Genomic DNA, 17060 nt, shown 5'->3' with positions numbered 1-17060 from the left:
CATGTCCGGGTTCGGTCGGCGGCTCCGCCTTCGGGAGCCGAGGAAGGATCACTCGGCGGCGCCGCGCATCGCGCCGTCGAACGCGGCGGCGGTGGCTTCGAGGCGCGCGACGGCCTCGGTCACGTCGGCCTCGGTGACGATCAGCGGCGGCAGCAGGCGCACCACGTTGTCGCCCGCCGGGATCACCAGCAGGTGCTCGGCCCGCGCGGCGGCCGCGAACGCGGTGTTGGGCACGCCGAGCTTGAGCCCGAGCATCAGGCCGTCGCCGCGGATCGCCGTGACGACGTGGGGATAGCGGTCGCGAAGGGCCCCGAGCTTCTGCGTCAGAACCCGCGCGACCTGCCGGACGTGATCGAGGAAACCGTCGGCCAGCACCACGTCGAGCACGGCGTTGCCGACCGCCATCGCGAGCGGGTTGCCGCCGAAGGTGGTGCCGTGGCTGCCGGTGACCATGCCGCGGGCGGCCTCGTGCGTCGCCAGGCACACGCCCATCGGGAAGCCGCCGCCGATGCCCTTGGCCGCGCTCATGATGTCCGGGGCGATGCCCGACCACTCGTGGGCGAACAGCCGCCCGGTGCGGCCGACGCCGGTCTGGACCTCGTCCATGATCAGCATCAGGCCGTGCTTGTCGCAGAGCTCGCGCAGGCCCCGCAGGCATTGCGGCGGCACTGGCCGGACGCCGCCCTCCCCCTGGATCGGCTCGATCATCACGGCCGCCGTCTCCGGGCCGATCGCGGCGCGCAGCGCGGCATGGTCGCCGAAGGGTACCTGGTCGAACCCGTCGACCTTCGGGCCGAAGCCCTCGATGTACTTCTGCTGGCCGCCGGCGGCCAGCGTCGCCAGCGTGCGCCCGTGGAACGCGCCCTCGAAAGTGACGATGCGGTAGCGCTCGGGGTGGCCGCCCGCGGCATGGTACTTCCGCGCCATCTTGATCGCGGCCTCGTTGGCCTCGGCGCCCGAGTTGCAGAAGAAGGCGACGTCGGCGAAGCTCGCGTCGACGAGGCGCTGCCCGAAGCGCTCGCCGTCGGGAATCTCGAACAGGTTCGAGGTGTGCCAGAGCTTCTGCGCCTGGGTGGTCAGGGCCTCGACGAGGTGCGGGTGGGCGTGGCCCAGCGCGTTCACCGCGATGCCGGCGCCGAAATCGAGGTATCGCTCGCCCCCGCGCGCCACCAGCCATGCGCCCTCGCCACGCTCGAAGGCGATGGGGGCCCGGGCATAGGTCGGCAGAAGGGCGGATGTCACGATCCCGTCTCCGTGTCGGCGTGCCGGGCGACGACCCAGCGTTGAAGGTTGCGTGCAGGACGTGTGCCCTGCGTGCAAAAACGAAAGTGCCGCCTCGTCACCGGGGCGGCACGCGCGCGATTACTATGAAACGAGGCCGCGCTGTCAATGATGGGGCCGGCCTTCGTGCCGGACATGCCTGCAAAACAGGCGTCGTTTGCCGGCTTGCCTACGACATGCCTCGCACGGGCCGCTTGCGCGGCAGGTGCTGCCCGTGCTCCAGAACCCGCGCATCGCCGACGACGAACCAGAGGAATCGCTCCATGAGCACGGTTAAGGAACGCCTCGAGAGCCTCGGGCTCGCCCTGCCGAAGGCGGCGGCCCCGGTCGCGAACTACGTGCCGTTCGTGCGGACCGGCAACCTCGTGGTGATCTCGGGCCAGATCTGCTTCGGGGCGGACGGCAAGCTCGGGCCGGCGCATGTCGGCAAGCTCGGCGCCGAGGTCTCGGCGGAGGACGGCATCGCCGCGGCCAAGCTCTGCGCGCTCAACGTGCTGGCTCAGGTCGAGGCGGCGGTGGGCGACCTCGAGCGCGGGGTGGTGCAATGCGTCCGCCTCGGGGGCTTCATCAACTGCGTGCCGAGCTTCGCCGGTCTCGCCGGCATCATGAACGGCGCCTCCGACCTGATGGTCGCGGTGCTGGGCGACCGCGGCCGCCATGCCCGCTCCACGGTCGGCGTCGCCGAGCTGCCGCTGGACGCCGCCGTCGAGGTCGAGGCGATGTTCGAGGTGCGGTGATGGGCCGGCCCGCCGGGATCTCCTGGCTCGTCGCGCGGCCGATCGCCCATCGCGGCCTGCACGACCGCGCGGCGGGCCGCCCCGAGAATACGGTCGCCGCCGCCCGCGCGGCGATCGCCGGCGGCTACGCCATCGAGTGCGACGTGCAGATCAGCGCCGACGGCGAGGCGATGGTGTTCCACGATGCGGCGCTGGGGCGGCTGACGGGCGTCGCCGACCCCGTCGCCGCGATGCGGGGCGCCGACCTCGCTCGCCTGACGGTCGCGGGCACGGCGGAGACCATCCCGACGCTGCCGGCCTTCCTGTCGGAGATCGCCGGGCGGACGCCGCTCGTGGTCGAGATCAAGTCGTCCTATTCCGGCGACCTCACCCTGACCCGCCGGGTCGCGGACATCCTGTGCGAATACGCCGGGCCGGTGGCGGTGAAATCCTTCGACCCGCAGGTGGTCGCGGCGCTGCGCGGGCTGGTACCCGAGACGATCCCGCGCGGCATCGTCGGCGAGACGAACCAGGACGACCCGGCTTATGCCGGCCTCACCGATTCGGCGCGGCGCCGGCTCTCGGACCTGCTGCACATCGCGGAGACGCGGCCCGGCTTCGTGTCCTGGCGGGTCGACGACCTGCCCTGCGCCGCGACGCATCTCGCCCGCGTGCTCGGCCATCTCCCGGTGATGGCCTGGACGGTGCGCAACCCGGACCAGCGCCGGCTCGCCGAGATGCATGCCGACCAGATGGTGTTCGAGGGGTTTTCGGCCTGATCCGTTCGGTCACGGCAGGGTTCGATTAGGGCAAGGCTCGATCAGGGAGGGGGAAGCAGCCCATCGAGGAAGGCGGCGACCTCACGGCGGTTCCAGGATGCGCCGTTCGTCCAGAAGTCCAGCAGGGCGACGTGGTTGGGTCGCACCCACGCGATGACCTTCGGGGCCGCGGCCCGTGACACGATTGGCGGCAGGAAATCGTCACGGACGCTCGGATTCGGTCCGATCGAGACGATGAGGCACGGTAACGTCCGCCCTGCACGGTCGGGATACCACTTCACCTGGGGGCCGTGCGAGCCGAGGGCCGTCGACGCGAAGATCGTGCCCGGCACATGCGGGTCCGCCTCGTCGAGGTTCGACATCTCGATCGGATGATCCTCGATGAAATCATCCGGCGGCGTCCGCCTTCGGAAGGCGAGCGGGTGGCTGAGGCGCATTGGCTCGACTCTCAGGGGACCGTCGATTCCCATGCGGACCGTTGGAAGGTGGTGAGCGGCTTGGCAAGACCGGAAGACGGCGATGCCCCACGCTGCGACGGCAGGATGCACGCCTCCGCCTTGTCCCCCCTGTCCGGCGGGCTAGATTGTCGTGCATGGAAAAACCGGGTGCTCCGCACGAGCCTGCGACCTCCGAGACCTTGCTCAAGGTCCGCGCGCTCGCCGGCCTGAAGGAGATCGGGGCCGCGGCCTGGGACGCCTGCGCCACGTCGGCCGAGACGCTGGGCTCGGGCGACGAGACCCACAACCCCTTCGTCAGCCACGCCTTCCTCTCGGCCCTCGAGGATTCGGGCTGCGTCTCGCGCCGGACCGGGTGGCTTCCGTTGCACGTCTCGGTGGAGCGCGACGACACGCTGCTCGGGGTCGTGCCGTGCTACCTGAAATCCCACAGCCAGGGCGAATACATCTTCGACCACGGCTGGGCCGACGCCTTCGAGCGCGCCGGCGGGAGCTACTACCCGAAGCTGCAGGTGAGCGTGCCGTTCACCCCCGTCACCGGCCCGCGTTTCCTGATCGCGCCCGGCGCCGACCCGGAGACCGCGACGGCCGCCCTGGTCGCCGGCCTGCGGGCGCTGCGGTCCGAGACCAAGGCCTCCTCGATCCACGTCACCTTCATGCAGGAGCCGGAATGGGAGCGGGCGGGCGCCGCCGGCTTCCTCCAGCGCACCGACCAGCAGTTCCACTGGGAGAACGCCGGCTACGCGGGCTTCGACGACTTCCTCGCGGCGCTCGCCTCGCGCAAGCGCAAGAGCATCAAGCGCGAGCGGCGCGACGCGCTGTCGCCCGGCATCACGGTGGAGCACCTGACCGGGGCCGACCTCACCGAGGCGCATTGGGACGCGTTCTACGAATTCTACACCGACACCGGCGCGCGCAAATGGGGCCGGCCCTACCTCAACCGGCGCTTCTTCTCGCTCCTGTCCGAGCGGATGCCCGAGCGCGTGCTTCTCATCATGGCCAAGCGCGAGGGCCGCTACGTCGCCGGCGCGATCAACCTGATCGGCGACACGGCGCTCTATGGCCGGAACTGGGGCTGCATCGAGGAGCACCCGTTCCTGCATTTCGAGGTCTGCTACTATCAGGCGATCGACTTCGCGATCGCGCGCGGCCTGAAGCGGGTCGAGGCCGGGGCGCAGGGCGAGCACAAGCTCGCACGCGGCTACCGGCCGGTGCTGATGCACTCCGCGCACGACATCGCCGACCCGTCGTTGCGCCGCGCGGTGGCCGACTACTTGCAGCGCGAGCGCGCCCATGTCGAAGCCATGGTCGACGAGCTCGACACCCTGACGCCGTTCCGACGGCCCAGCCCGGAAGAGTCCTGACGCCCATGAGCCCGATCGATCGCATTACGACCTACGCCGACGCGTTGACCGCGCTCCGCCGCGACCTGCACGCCCATCCCGAGATCGGGTTCGAGGAGGTGCGCACCTCGGGCATCGTCGCCGACCTGCTCGAGGGCTTCGGCATCGAGGTCCATCGCAACGTCGGCGGCACCGGCGTCGTCGGCATCCTGAAGGGCCGCAGCGACAACGGCCGTCGCATCGGCCTGCGCGCCGACATGGACGCGCTGCCGATCGCGGAGGAGACCAACCTCCCCTATCGCTCGACCATCCCCGGCAAGATGCACGCCTGCGGGCACGACGGCCACACCACCATGCTCGTCGGCGCCGCCCGGTACCTCGCCGAGACCCGCGACTTCGACGGCACGGCGGTGTTCGTGTTCCAGCCGGCGGAAGAGGGGCTGGGCGGCGCCCGCGCCATGCTCGCCGACGGGCTGTTCGAGCGCTTTCCCTGCGACGAGATCTACGGCCTGCACAACCAGCCGAGCGGCCCGCACGGCATGATCAAGCTGCGCCCCGGCCCGATCATGGCGGCGGCCGACTTCTTCGACATCCACGTGAAGGGCCGCGGCATCCACGCGGCGCAGCCGCACAGCGGCATCGACCCGATCGTCGTCGGCACGGCCCTGGCGCAGGCGCTGCAGTCGATCGTCTCGCGCAACGCCGACCCGCTCAAGTCGATCGTGCTGTCGATCACCCAGTTCAACGCCGGCTCGGCCTACAACGTCATCCCCGACACCGCGCACATGGCCGGCACGATCCGCACCTTCGACCGCGACCTGCGCAAGCTCAGCCACGACCGGATGCGGGAGCTCGCCAAGGGCTACGCCGCGGCCTACGGCGCCGAGATCACGGTCGACATCCAGGACAAGTTCTCGGTGCTGGAGAACGCCCCCGACCAGACCCAGGCCGCGATCGACACCGCGACCGAGCTGTTCGGGCCCGAGCGGGTCGACCTCAATTCCAGCCCGAAGATGGGCAGCGAGGACTTCGCCGACATGGCGATGGCGGTGCCCGGCGCCTATGCCTGGATCGGCGCCTCGACCGGAGCCGGGCTGCACAACCCGGGCTACAATTTCGACGACACGATCATCCCGATCGGGTCCGCGTACTTGGCCCGCCTCGTCGAGCGGCGGACGGCGGCCCGATGACGCTGTTCGACTTCGCGCCGAAGGGCGCCGACGGCGCTCCGCATCCCCTCGCGCAGTACCGCGGCAAGGTCGTGCTCGTCGTCAACACCGCCTCGAAATGCGGGTTCACCCCGCAATACGAGGGGCTGGAGGCCTTGTGGAAGAAGCACCGCGCGGCCGGGCTCGTGGTGCTTGGGTTCCCCTGCAACCAGTTCGGCGCGCAGGAGCCGGGAAACGCCACCGAGATCGCCCAGTTCTGCAGCCTGACCTACGACGTGAGCTTCCCGCTGCTGGCGAAGGTCGAGGTCAACGGGGCGGGCGCCGACCCGGTCTACCGGCATCTCAAGAGCGAGAAGCCCGGCCTCCTCGGCACGGCCGGCATTAAGTGGAACTTCACGAAATTCCTCGTCGGCCGCGACGGCCGGGTGATCGGCCGCTATCCGCCGACCGCCAAGCCCGCGTCGCTCGATCGCGACATCGCGGCCGCCCTCGCCGCCTGAGACGTCGGCGCGCCGCCAACGGTCTCGGCCGTTTGCGGTGGGCGTCAGCCGTCCCGGAAGGTTCTCTCGAAGGGTGGCGCGCGCTTTGCCGCCGTGTTCCCTTGATCGCCGGCATATGGCGCTCGATCGATCGTGAGGCGGCGGGGTCATGAGAGATTCGTCCACCGACGCGGGGCTCGACCGGATCGACCTGAAGATCCTGCGCCTGCTGCAGGCGGACGGGCGGATGGGCAACGCCGAGATCGCCAAGCGCGTGAGCACCAGCGCGGCGACCTGCCATCGCCGGACGCAGCGGCTGTTCGCGGAGGGCTACGTCAAGGCGGTCCGCGCCCAGGTGGCGCCGGACAAGGTCGGCCTCGGCGCGCTGGTGATCGTCGGCGTGGTGCTCGACCGCTCGACGCCGGAGAGCTTCGCGGCCTTCGAGGCGGCGGCCCGCGCCATGCCGACCGTGCTCGACTGCCACCTGGTGGCGGGCGATTTCGACTACTTCCTCAAGATCCGGGTGCGCGACATGGGGGATTTCAACCGCCTGCACAGCAGCACGCTGATCGCGCTGCCCGGCGTGCGCCAGACGCGGACGTTCTTCGTGATGAAGGAGGTCGTCGACAACGCGCCGCTGGCCCTGTGACGCGGAGCGCCGCATGCCGGTCGGGCCGGGGCCTATGAGCGTGGGCCTCCCCTGCCCGCGACCGGGCCGGACCTCCGCTCGCCTTCGGGGTGCGGGGCGCCCGAGGTCAGGCGTCCGTTGCGGCGATGCGCCGTGCGGGGCGGCTGACGTACCGGGATCCGGCGAGCAGGAAACGCCAGGGCGTCTCGGCGCCGCGCGTGATGCCGATGCGCCGGTCGACGACGACGGGCACCGGCCGGCCCCGAGGCGCGAAGCGGAACGGCGGGCCCGCGAGGGAACGACCATCGAGCGCATCGGTGACGCCCAGCGCCTGGCACAGGCGGCCGGGCCCCGCGCACAACAGTCGCGGTTCCGCCGTGGCGCGGCGCGCCTGCATCGCCGCGATGCCCTGCGTGGGCTCGATGGCGCGCAGCAGCACCGCGCTGCCGGGCTCGCACACGAGGTTGAGGCACCAGTGCAGGCCGTAGGAGCGATAGACGTAGGCGTGGCCGGGCGGCCCGAACATGCTGGCATTGCGCTTCGTCGGCCCCCGGAAGCTGTGGGACGCCGGATCGGCGCGGTCGTAGGCCTCGGTCTCGACGACGAGGCCGCCGACCGCCTCGACGAAGAGTCGCGCGCCGATCAGATCCTGCGCGACGGCGGCCGCGGGGCGGTCGAAGAAAGCCTCGAGCATCGATGCGCAATCCTCTGGGGAGCCGCGACGCGCCCGCTGTCGCGGGACACCCCGGCGTCTCGCTCGTCGTCGCCGAGCCGCGATCCGGACCCGACCCCGCCGATCGAGGGGATCCGCGGAGGATCCGCACGCGGCCGTTCATGGTCTGCCGCCTCCGGCCGGTCCCGGCCGGGGGCGCGCGGTCAGGCCGCCGACATCGGCATCCCGGATTCCGGGTGGAACGAGGTGAAGCGATCCTGCGCGTCGAGCGGCACGTCCAGGGTGCAGCGAAGCCCCGAGCGGTCGAACTCGAGCTGCACCGTCCCGCCGAGCTCATGGCCGATGCCGCCGTTGATCAGCCGCGTGCCGTAGCCGCGCCGCTGCGGCGCGACGACCGGCGGGCCGCCGCTCTCGCGCCAGTCCAGCACGAGCCGGCGCGTGCCGCCCTCCGCGGTCGCGGTCCGCCACGCGATGTCGACGCGCCCGGTCCCGCCGGACAGGGCGCCGTACTTGGCGGCGTTCGTGGTCAGCTCGTGCAGCGCCATGCCGAGCGCCAGCACGTAGCGCGGCGGAAGGTCGACCTCGGGGCCGTCGAGCCGGAAGCGGTCGGCCTGGCCCTCGCTGAACGGCGCCAGCTCGTTCTCCAGCACCGTCCGGAGCGGGGCGCCCGCCCAGTCGTCGCGCGAGAGCAGGTCGTGGGTCTTCGACAGGGCGATGATGCGCCCCTCCAGCCGCTCGCCGGTCTCGTCGGTGCGGCGCGACTGGCGGGCGAGCGACTGCACCGTGGTCAGGGTGTTGCGGACCCGGTGGTTGAGCTCGTGCAGCATCATCGTCTGCCGTTCCTGCAGGAGATGGCTGCGCGCGATCTCCGAGCGCAGCTCACCCTCGTGCTTCTGCAGCGAGATCGCCATGGCGTCGAACGCCTCGCCGAGCTGCCCGAACTCGGACGGACCGGACAGGCTCGACCGCGCGCCGAGGTCCCCGAGCCGCCAGGCGGACGCGGCCTGCAGCAGGCGGCGCACCGGACGGCGGATGAAGGCGCGCCCCGCCAGCAGCGCCGCGACGAGGGCGCCGAGGGCGCCGAGGACGATGAGGATGACGCCGCGCTGCGTCGCCGCGTCGATGTCGGCGAAGGCGGCCGCGGGCGAAAGGCCGACGGCGACGGTCACGCCTTCGAGGTCGTCCGGCGTGACGGCCGCGATTCCGGTGATCCGCATCGTCCCGCGCAGGCCCGCCAAGTCGATCACCTTGCCGCGGTTCTCCGAGAGCGCCGACCAGAACGGCTGCGGCAGCGGCTTGCCGACCCATGCGGCGTGGTCGGGCAGGCGGAGCAGGATGACGCCGTCCCGATCCGCGACGATCAGCGCGGCGTCGGGAGGCAGCCCGGCCCGGGCCTGGTGTCCGGCCAGGTGGTCCAGGTCGATGCTGGCCACCACGACGCCGGTCGGCCGGCCGCCGGCTCCCGGGATGGCCTGGGCGAACTGCCAGGTCGGCTTGCGGGTGATCCGCCCCGTCACGAAGCCGCCGACCGCGAAGCCGCCCGTGCGCATCGCGTCCCGGAAGTAGCCGCGGTCGGCCAGGGTGTAGGCGCCGCGCGGGGAGCCGAGGGTGTTGCAGACGACGGTGCCGTCGGCATCCGCCACCCCGAAGAAGAACGCGCCCGGGACCTTCCCGAGCAGGGTCCTGAGATAGGCCGTGCAGGTTTCGGGGTCCTTGCCCTGGATCTCCGGGACCTCGGCCAGGATGCCGAGAACCTGCCGGGTGCCGCGCCCGAACTGGCCGAGGTCGGCGGCGACGCTGCGGGCGGCGCGCATCGCCTCGTCGCGCACGGCCTCGCCCCGCGCGGCACGCAACGCGAACTCGTTGTAGCCCTGGATCGCGAGGGCGGGCACGAGCGCGAGCGTGACGAGGCCGACGATGCGTTTGGTCAGCGACATGACGGGATCGGCCGAGCGCTCGGGCTGCGCGCGATGGGCATCGCGGCGCGGTGACCGCACAGATAGGCCGGCCGGCCGCCGCGCCAAGGCGCGATGCACGCGCGGGCCGCACCCGCCCGCACCTCAGGCCGCGGCGGCATCGGGGATCTCCTGCATCGACGCGAGGGGGGCCTCCAGCCGGCAGACGAGGCCCGTCGGCGCGTAGGTGAGCGTGACCTCTCCGCCGACCTCGGCGGCGAAGCTGCGCTCGATCAGGCGCGATCCGAAGCCGCGGCGCGCCGGCTGGACCAGGATCGGCGGGCCGCCCTGCTCGGACCAGACTAGGGAGAACCGCGGGGCGTCGCCGGCATGGGCCACGTGCCAGCGCAGGTCGACGACGCCCGCGTCGTTCGCGAGCGCGCCGTACTTGGCGGCGTTGGTGGCGAGCTCGTGCAGGGACAGGGCGAGCGACAGGGCGGGCTTGGCCGCCAGGAGCACGTTGGGCCCGCTGGTGCGCAGGCGCGTGGCCATCGCCCCGAGATGCACGCTCAGAGCCCCGTCCACGACGTCCCCGATCGGGGCGGCCGTCCAGCTCGCGGCGGTCAGGATGTCGTGCGCGCGGCCGAGCGAGATCAGCCGGGCGGCGAACGCCTCCCGCATCTCGTTGACGTCGGTCGAGCCGCGCAGGGTCTGGCTGGCGATGGCCTGCACCAGGGCGAGGGTGTTCTTGACCCGGTGCTGCAGCTCGCCGGTCAGCAGGCGCTGGTGCTCCTCGGCCTTCCGGCGCTCGGAGATGTCGAGCATGGCGCCGATCATCCGAACCGCCCGGCCGGTCGCGTCGCGGATGACGTAACCCCGGTCGAGGACGTAGGCGTAGGAGCCGTCCGCGCGCAGGAAGCGATACTCGTCGGTCCAGGCCGTGCCGGTGCCGTCGATGATCGCGTGGATGGCGGCGTCGACGCGGCCGCGGTCCTCGGGATGGATCTGCCCAATCCACCAATCCCCCGTCGGGTCGACGGCGTCCGGGGCGTGGCCGTAGGCGGCCTGGAGCGCCTCGTTCCACAGCACGTGATTGCTGGCGAGGTCCCAATCCCAGATCGCGTCGTTGGTGGCGCGCGATGCCAGCCGATAGCGCTCCTCGGTCTCGCGCAGGACCTGCTCGGCCCGCCGGGCGACGGTGATGTCGCGCGCCGTCCCGATGAGCCGCAGCGGCCGCCCGTCCTCGAACAGGGTCTGCCCCTTGGCGGACACCCAGCGCTCGATGCCGTCCTCCGGCGCCACGGTGCGGTAGGTGATGTCGTAGGTCCCGTCGCCCGCCGGATCGATCGCGGCGCCGACCGCCGCGTCCGCCGCGGCGCGGTCGTCCGGGTGCAGGCGGGCGAGGTACACGTCGAGGTTCACCGCGGCATCGGGGCCGAGGCCGAAGAAGGAGCGCGTGCGGGCATCCCACTTCAGGACGTCGGCGACGAGGTCGTAGTCGAAGATCCCGGTTCCCGTCGCCTCGACGGCGAGGCGCAGCTGCTCGCGCGCGCGGCGCAGGTCCTCCTCCACCTGGCGGCGGTCGTGGATGTCGCTGGTGCTGCCGAGCCAGCCCACGACCGATCCGGCGCCGTCCCGCATCGGCTCGGCCCGGATCAGGAACCAGCGATAGGCGCCGTCGGCCCGACGCAGCCGCGCCTCCGTGTCGTAGACGGTCTCGCGGGTGCGCGCCGCCTCCCACGTCTCCAACAGCCCCGGCCGGTCGTCGGGATGGATCGCTTCGGCCCAGCCGAGCGGCAGCGCGTGCTCCGCCGTCTGCCCGGTATAGGCGTACCAGCGCTCGTTCAGGTAGCTGAGGCTGCCGTCGGGATTGCCGAACCAGATCACGGTCGGCGCGAGCTGGGTCAGGGTCTGGAAGCGCGCCTCGGCGACCTTGCGCTCGTGGATGTCGAGCGAGGTGCCGATCCAGCTGCGCACGGTCCCGTCCGCATCGCGGATTGGGCGTGCGCGGGACAGGAACCAGCGGTACATCCCGTCGGCCCGCCGCAGCAGGAACTCCACCTCGTAGTCCCGGCCGTCGCGGGAGGCGGCGAGCCAGGCGCGACGGGTCGCGTCGCGGTGGTCGGGATGGATCACGCCCATCCAGCTCGTCTCCCCGGTCTCGTTCGCGGGCAGTCCGGTATAGGCGTACCAGTAGGCGTTGCAGTAGGTGACGTTGCCGTCGATGTCGCCGAACCAGACCACCTGAGGGCTGACCTCGACGAGGGAGCGGTAGCGCAGCTCGCTCGCCTCCAGCGCCGCACCGGCGTCGCGTTCCCGGGTCCGGTCGCGCAGGATCTTGAGGAAGCCGACGGTTCGCCCGTCGTCCGACCGGAGGGGCATCATCTTGCCCGAGGCCCAGAACCGGCTGCCGTCCTTGCGCACGTGCCAGCGCTCGTCGGGCGCGCTGCCGTTCTTTTCCGCGAGCCGCATCTCGATCTCCGGCCGCCCGCTCGCGCGATCGTCCGGCGTGAAGAACGCGTCCACCGCCCGGCCCAGCATCTCGGCTTGGGTCCAGCCGAGGGTGCGCTCGGCGCCCGTGTTCCAGCGGGTCACGCGGCCCGCCGCGTCGGTCGCGACGATGGCGTAGTCCGTGGCGCCGTCGACGATGCGCTCGTGCAGGAGGCGCTGCTCCTCCTGCGCCCGCAGCGACCGGCGCAGCTCCATCTGCGCCATGGTCTGGCGCGCGAGGCGGGCGAGGCCCTTGCGCTGGCGCTCGGTCAGCTGGTGCGGCTTGGTATCGAGGACGCAGACCGTGCCGATGGGATGGCCGTCGGCGGTCTTGAGCAGGGCGCCGGCGTAGAAGCGCAGGCCCGGGTCCCCGACGACGAGCGGGTTGTCCTCGAAGCGCGGGTCGTGGCGCGCGTCGGGGACGTAGAGGAAGTCCTCCTGCAGGATCGCCTGCCGGCAGAACGAGCTCTCCAGCGGCGTCTCGCGGACGCCGAGCCCGACCTCGGCCTTGAAGAACTGGCGCCCGTCGCCGATCAGGTTGACGACCCCGATCGGCACCTCGCACAGCTCGGCGGCCGCTTCCGCGATCTCGTCGAAATCCTGCTCGCGCGGCGTATCGAGCATGCGATAGCGATCGAGGGCGCCGAGACGCGCGGCCTCCGTCTCGCGGGCGGGGGGACGATTCATGTCACCGATTTTATCTGGAACGGTCTGGTCGGTCTCTCAGAGTCGGTGCGCGACGGCGGAAATATGACCGCTCGCCTGTCGTTCCGACCGGTGGGCGATCGTCGAGCGCCGCCGCTCGACGCTTCGAACTCGCACGCCCGCTCGGCCGCGTCGCACGGTCTTTTCGGTACAATCCGCCCCGAAAGCCGACGCGCCGGTCGGGGGGGGGGGGGCGCCCACCCGACCCGAGACGGCCCGGCGTCTCGATACGGGACAGCCGGGCATGGTCCGATCCTACGCGCGCTTAAATCCGATCGCGGTATCCCGCATCCGGGCCGCGTCGCGTTTCGGCCCAGGCTGGTGAGATCCGGGGTTCCCCCGCCCCGTGAGCGGATCGGGGCGGGGCCGAACCGAGGGCGGCCGGCGTTCCAAGGCCGAGGCGGCCCAGTCGAGGACGCGGCATCTCGCCCGGTCGGGCAACTTCCGCGAGTCGCCCCACGTTTAAGGGCATGACCCAGCAACCTCCGCTTCGGTTCGACCCCTCCTTCGAGACCGTCCCGGCGGACGAGGACGAGATCCAGCGGGGCCTGACCGAGGCCATGCTCTCGATCCAGCGGAAGACGCATGCCGACACCGGCTACGCCCACCGAGCCGTCCACGCCAAGGCACACGGCTACTTGAAGGCACGATTCGAGGTCCTTCCCGGCCTTCCGCCGGCCCTCGCCCAGGGCCTGTTCGCGGCGCCGGCCAGCTACGAGGCCATCCTGCGGTTCAGCACCACGCCGGGCGACATCCTGGACGACCGGGTCTCCACCCCGCGGGGGGCCGCCCTCAAGGTCCTGGGCGTTCCCGGCCCGCGCCTGCCGGGCAGCGAGGGCGAGACCACCCAGAACTACGTGCTCGGCAACTCGCCCGCGTTCCAAATCGGCACCGCCGAGGGCTTCCTGCGGCAGCTCAGGCCGCTGGCCGCGACCACCGGGCGTGCCGAGCCCCTCAAGCGGGCGGTGTCGGCCGTGACGCGCACCGCGGAGGCCGCGCTCGAGATGGTCGGGGGCAAGTCCGCCACGCTGACCACCCTGGCCGGCCAGGCGAAGACCCATCTTCTGGGCGACAGCTTCTTCTCCCAGGCCGCGCTCCTGCACGGCGCGTATTTCGGCAAGGTGGCGCTTTCGCCGGTCTCCTCCGACCTCGTCGCCCTGTCGGAGCGGCCCCTCGACCTCGCCGGCCGTCCCGACGGGATCCGCGAGGCCGTCCGGGACTTCTTCCGCACCTGCCCGGCCGTCTGGGAGCTGCGGGTGCAGCTGGCGACGGACATCGAGGCGATGCCGGTCGAGGACGCCGCGGCGATGTGGTCCGAGGACGAGAGCCCTTATCGCCCCGTCGCCCGCATCACCGCCGCGCCGCAGGACACGTGGTCGGACGCGATGCGCGCCGCCGTCGAGGACCGCCTGGCCTTCAATCCGTGGACCGGCCTGGCCGCGCACCGGCCGCTCGGCTCGATCATGCGAGCCCGGCGCCCGGCCTACGCCGCCGCCCGCGAATACCGGTCCCGCAACAACCGGGTCGAGATCGCCGAGCCGACGGCCTTTCCCGTCGCCTGAGGCCTCGTCCTCCGCCGGCCGGTCACGCCGGCGGCACGGAACGCCGGCTCAGGCGGCGAGCGCCCCGGGATGATCTGCCGCGATCCACCGCCCGCGCCCGCCGCCCTTGGCGGCATACAGCGCGCGGTCGGCCCGGTTCAGGACCTCCTGCGGATCGGCCCCGACCTCCGGCGCATGGGCGATGCCGACGGAGATCCCGATCTCCGCGCTGCCGCCGGACAGCCGGTAGGGGCGGCCGACCTCCGCGACGATCCGAGACGCCAGGGCGCGCGCCCGTTCGGGCGTCGCGTCGACCTCCAGCAGCACGGCGAATTCGTCGCCGCCGAGACGATAGGCGCTCGCCTGCCCTTCGATGGCCTGGCGAAGGCGGTCGGCGACCCGAGCCAAGAGCGTATCGCCGGCGGCGTGGCCCATCGTGTCGTTCACGGACTTGAAGCGATCGAGGTCGAGGTAGAGCACCGCGCAGGGCTCGCCCGTGCCGCCCGGCCGGCGGCAGGCGCGATCGAGCTGCGTGCCGAAGCTGGCGCGGTTCGGCAGGCCGGTCAGGCCGTCATGCGCCGCGGTCCAGGCGACGGCGCGCCGTGCCAGGATCTTGTCGATGACGGTGCCCTCCAGGTGCAGGCAGGCTTCGGCGTAGGCCACCAGCATCAGGATCAGGAACCAGCCTCCGAACCAGCAGCCGAATTCCGGCCGCCGGGTCAGGGCGACGATGCAGGCGATCAGCATGATGTAGGCGGTCGTCACCGGGATCCACGGGATCACGGAGGAGCGGGTCGCCGCGCCGACGCAGAAGCTGAGGATGATGCCGAAGAACAGGATGAAGAAGTCCAGGCGATCGATCGCTGCGGCGCGCGGCGCGAGCAGGGCGAGGCAGATCCCAATGCCGACCATCATCGCGCCGAAGGTCCGGCCGCAGGCCCGCGCGACGCGAAACGTCATGTCCTGCGTCCGCGTGCGCTTGAACCGCCGGATCGAGGCGACGCGGCAGAGGGTGGCGGCGGATGCGAGCGCGCCCAGCGCCGCCTCGACGAGGCCGCCGGTCGCGAGCGCGAAGGCGAGGCTGGCCGCCGACACGGTGATCGCGAGGATCGCCACCTGCGGCAGGGACGAGTACAGCAGGAAGACGAGCTCGGTCTGCACGTCGTCGGGCAGGTCCTGGCGGCTCGTGAGTCTGCGTGTCATGCCTTACTATCGCGGGCAAGGTCATTCGAAATGGTAGCCGCGATTTGACAGTCGCGAGGCGTCAAGCGAGCCTACAGAGGCCTGATTTGTCGGATGTGCGATAGATCAGGCGACCATCAAGCCGGCGCCGGCCCGTGGGGCGCGTCGTCGTCGGCGGCGTCCCGGCGGTCCCTCAGGCGCCGGGGCCGTCGGCTGCCAGGCGGCGCGCGATCGCCTCGAACATCCCGGTATCCTCGCCCACCATGGCGCCCATCGCGGCCATGCGCTGGACCACGGTCGCGGTGATCTCCTCCTCGACCGTGCCCTCGGCATAGGCGTAGTGGATCGTCGCCGCCTGCCCGTCCCGGTGGCAGCGTCCCTCGATCTGAGCGAGCTGGATCGCGCTGTGGCGCATGTCGTGGATCACCAGGGCCCGCGTGCGCTCGCCGCCCGGCAGCTCGTCCTGATGGAGCGAGATCGACTCCGTCACCGTGAACACGACGACGTCGAGCCGACCGGTCTGGAAGGCCCGGCGCACCGCCTCGTTCGCCTCGGCATCCTGCCGCCCGTCGATGGTGCCGACCCGCCAGCCGCGCTGCTCCAGGGCCGCCTGCAGCGCCGCACCGGTCTCGAGGAACGCCACGGAGATCGCGACCTGCTCGCCCGCGCCGAGGAGAAGCTCGGCGAAGTCGCACGTTCCCGCCACGCGCAGCAGGCTCGCCTTCTGCCGGAAGCGCAGATCCGCCGCCCACCCGGCCGGGCGCCGGTGGCTGCCGCCGAGCAACCCGAATTCCTGGCGGAACGCGCGCCACGTCGCCTGGTACAGGCGGCGGGCCTCCGCCGTCAGGGCCGTCGGCGCCAGGGCGCGCTGAACCTCCGGCCAGCCGGCGATGTCGCCCGGGCGCCGCCGCAGCCCGATCGCGCGCGGGCCGGTGTAGAGCAGGTCGGCCATGACGGCGCAGTCGCGCGCATTGCTGGTCCACGACCAGTTCACCCAACGGCCCTTGGCCCGGCCGATCCCGAGGCGCTGCATCAGCGTCCGGAACTCGGCGAGGGTCGCGGTCGGCGCGTCGGCCGCCTCGCCGAGGAGGCGTCCGAGATAGGAGAGCTCGTGGGGCGCCTGCCCGGCCGTCGCGCTCACGTAGCCGGTGAACACCGCCGCGTCGGCCAGGTGGCGGCACACCAGGCTCTGCTGGCTGTGGGGATTGCGCAGCCGGTGGCTCTCGTCGAACACGACGAGGGGCCAGGTCCGGCGCAGGCTTCCGTTCTTGGCCAGCGCGTTGTTCCTGGCGCGCGCCGACCGGCGGGTGCTCGCGGGCGGCGGCGCCATCAGGGACTTGGTGCGCTCGTAGTTCACGAGGGTCACCGCCTTCTCCGGCAATCCCGAACCGGCGATCGTGCGACGCCACTGCGGCATCGCGCCCTTCGGGCAGACGATCAGCACCTCGCCCTCGGGCATCCGCGCGAGCGCGCTCCAGATCGAGAGCGTCTTGCCCAGGCCCGTCGCGTCGCCGAGCAGGAAGCCCGGACGGCCGGCGGCGCGCGCGGCCAGGATCGCGTCGGCGGCCGCGGCCTGATGCGGGCGCGGGACCAGCGTCGCCTGGAAGCGGGGCGCCGGCGCGCCGGCGAGGGCGATGCCGTCGAGGTGCTTATCCACCCCGTCGTGACCGCGCGACGCTGTTCGCACCGGAACCCGTTTGCCTTCGACGGATTTCAGAACATAT

14 protein-coding genes are annotated in these 17060 nt (G+C 72.0%); 7 read left to right on the top strand and 7 right to left on the bottom strand.

Features of this window, described 5'->3' with window-relative positions:
* Positions 1-48: 48 nt before the first annotated feature.
* Positions 49-1242: an aspartate aminotransferase family protein gene (locus FV227_RS08775; RefSeq protein ID WP_147727005.1), complete on the bottom strand. Its 1194-nt coding sequence runs from the start codon at positions 1240-1242 to the stop codon at positions 49-51.
* Positions 1243-1544: 302 nt separating this feature from the next.
* On the opposite strand from FV227_RS08775, the gene FV227_RS08770 reads away from it, so the two are divergent.
* Together FV227_RS08770 and FV227_RS08765 are read left to right on the top strand one after the other, a co-directional pair.
* Positions 1545-2018, top strand: a complete 474-nt coding sequence (locus FV227_RS08770; RefSeq protein WP_147858746.1) for a RidA family protein — start codon at positions 1545-1547, stop codon at positions 2016-2018.
* Positions 2018-2776, top strand: a complete 759-nt coding sequence (locus FV227_RS08765) for a glycerophosphodiester phosphodiesterase family protein (RefSeq protein ID WP_147727003.1) — start codon at positions 2018-2020, stop codon at positions 2774-2776. Before FV227_RS08770 ends, FV227_RS08765 begins: the two co-directional genes overlap by 1 nt.
* Before the next feature lie 41 nt (positions 2777-2817).
* Here FV227_RS08765 and FV227_RS08760 read toward each other — a convergent pair whose 3' ends face one another.
* Positions 2818-3138 (bottom strand): hypothetical protein, encoded by a 321-nt coding sequence (locus FV227_RS08760; protein WP_147727002.1) that lies wholly within the window; start codon positions 3136-3138, stop codon positions 2818-2820.
* Between the two features lie 230 nt (positions 3139-3368).
* Between FV227_RS08760 and FV227_RS08755 the strand changes: the two genes are divergently transcribed.
* From FV227_RS08755 to FV227_RS08740, 4 genes are all read left to right on the top strand, one after another.
* Entirely contained in the window at positions 3369-4595 is a 1227-nt protein-coding gene (locus FV227_RS08755) for a GNAT family N-acetyltransferase (protein WP_147727001.1), read from the top strand.
* Between the two features lie 5 nt (positions 4596-4600).
* Positions 4601-5764 carry a M20 aminoacylase family protein gene (locus tag FV227_RS08750; RefSeq protein ID WP_147727000.1) on the top strand — a complete coding sequence of 388 codons (1164 nt, stop codon included), beginning with the start codon at positions 4601-4603 and terminating at the stop codon, positions 5762-5764.
* Positions 5761-6243, top strand: a complete 483-nt coding sequence (locus FV227_RS08745) for a glutathione peroxidase (RefSeq protein ID WP_147726999.1) — start codon at positions 5761-5763, stop codon at positions 6241-6243. Before FV227_RS08750 ends, FV227_RS08745 begins: the two co-directional genes overlap by 4 nt.
* Positions 6244-6391: 148 nt before the next feature.
* On the top strand, positions 6392-6871 hold the full coding sequence (locus FV227_RS08740; protein ID WP_147726998.1) for an Lrp/AsnC ligand binding domain-containing protein: 480 nt from the start codon (positions 6392-6394) through the stop codon (positions 6869-6871).
* A gap of 106 nt (positions 6872-6977) precedes the next feature.
* Here FV227_RS08740 and FV227_RS08735 read toward each other — a convergent pair whose 3' ends face one another.
* The 3 genes from FV227_RS08735 to FV227_RS08725 form a co-directional block, all read right to left on the bottom strand.
* The gene (locus tag FV227_RS08735; RefSeq protein ID WP_147858745.1) at positions 6978-7544 is read right to left on the bottom strand and encodes a DNA-3-methyladenine glycosylase; all 567 of its coding nucleotides are present in this window, start codon (positions 7542-7544) and stop codon (positions 6978-6980) included.
* Between the two features lie 182 nt (positions 7545-7726).
* A complete protein-coding gene (locus tag FV227_RS08730) occupies positions 7727-9460 on the bottom strand; it encodes an HWE histidine kinase domain-containing protein (protein WP_147858744.1) in 1734 nt (577 codons plus the stop codon).
* Between the two features lie 123 nt (positions 9461-9583).
* Entirely contained in the window at positions 9584-12595 is a 3012-nt protein-coding gene (locus tag FV227_RS08725; RefSeq protein ID WP_147858743.1) for a PAS domain S-box protein, read from the bottom strand.
* Between the two features lie 488 nt (positions 12596-13083).
* On the opposite strand from FV227_RS08725, the gene FV227_RS08720 reads away from it, so the two are divergent.
* Positions 13084-14175 carry a catalase family protein gene (locus tag FV227_RS08720; RefSeq protein ID WP_147727958.1) on the top strand — a complete coding sequence of 364 codons (1092 nt, stop codon included), beginning with the start codon at positions 13084-13086 and terminating at the stop codon, positions 14173-14175.
* Positions 14176-14223: 48 nt separating this feature from the next.
* Here FV227_RS08720 and FV227_RS08715 read toward each other — a convergent pair whose 3' ends face one another.
* A complete protein-coding gene (locus FV227_RS08715) occupies positions 14224-15357 on the bottom strand; it encodes a GGDEF domain-containing protein (RefSeq protein ID WP_147727959.1) in 1134 nt (377 codons plus the stop codon).
* A gap of 172 nt (positions 15358-15529) precedes the next feature.
* A complete protein-coding gene (locus FV227_RS08710) occupies positions 15530-16993 on the bottom strand; it encodes an SNF2-related protein (RefSeq protein ID WP_246686399.1) in 1464 nt (487 codons plus the stop codon).
* Between the last annotated feature and the right edge of the window lie 67 nt (positions 16994-17060).

It is taken from the genome of Methylobacterium sp. WL119 (assembly GCF_008039875.1).
In the GTDB taxonomy this organism is placed as follows: Bacteria; Pseudomonadota; Alphaproteobacteria; order Rhizobiales; family Beijerinckiaceae; genus Methylobacterium.
The sequence above is the reverse complement of the archived record's forward strand: the minus strand, read 5'-3'. Positions and strand labels throughout refer to the sequence as shown.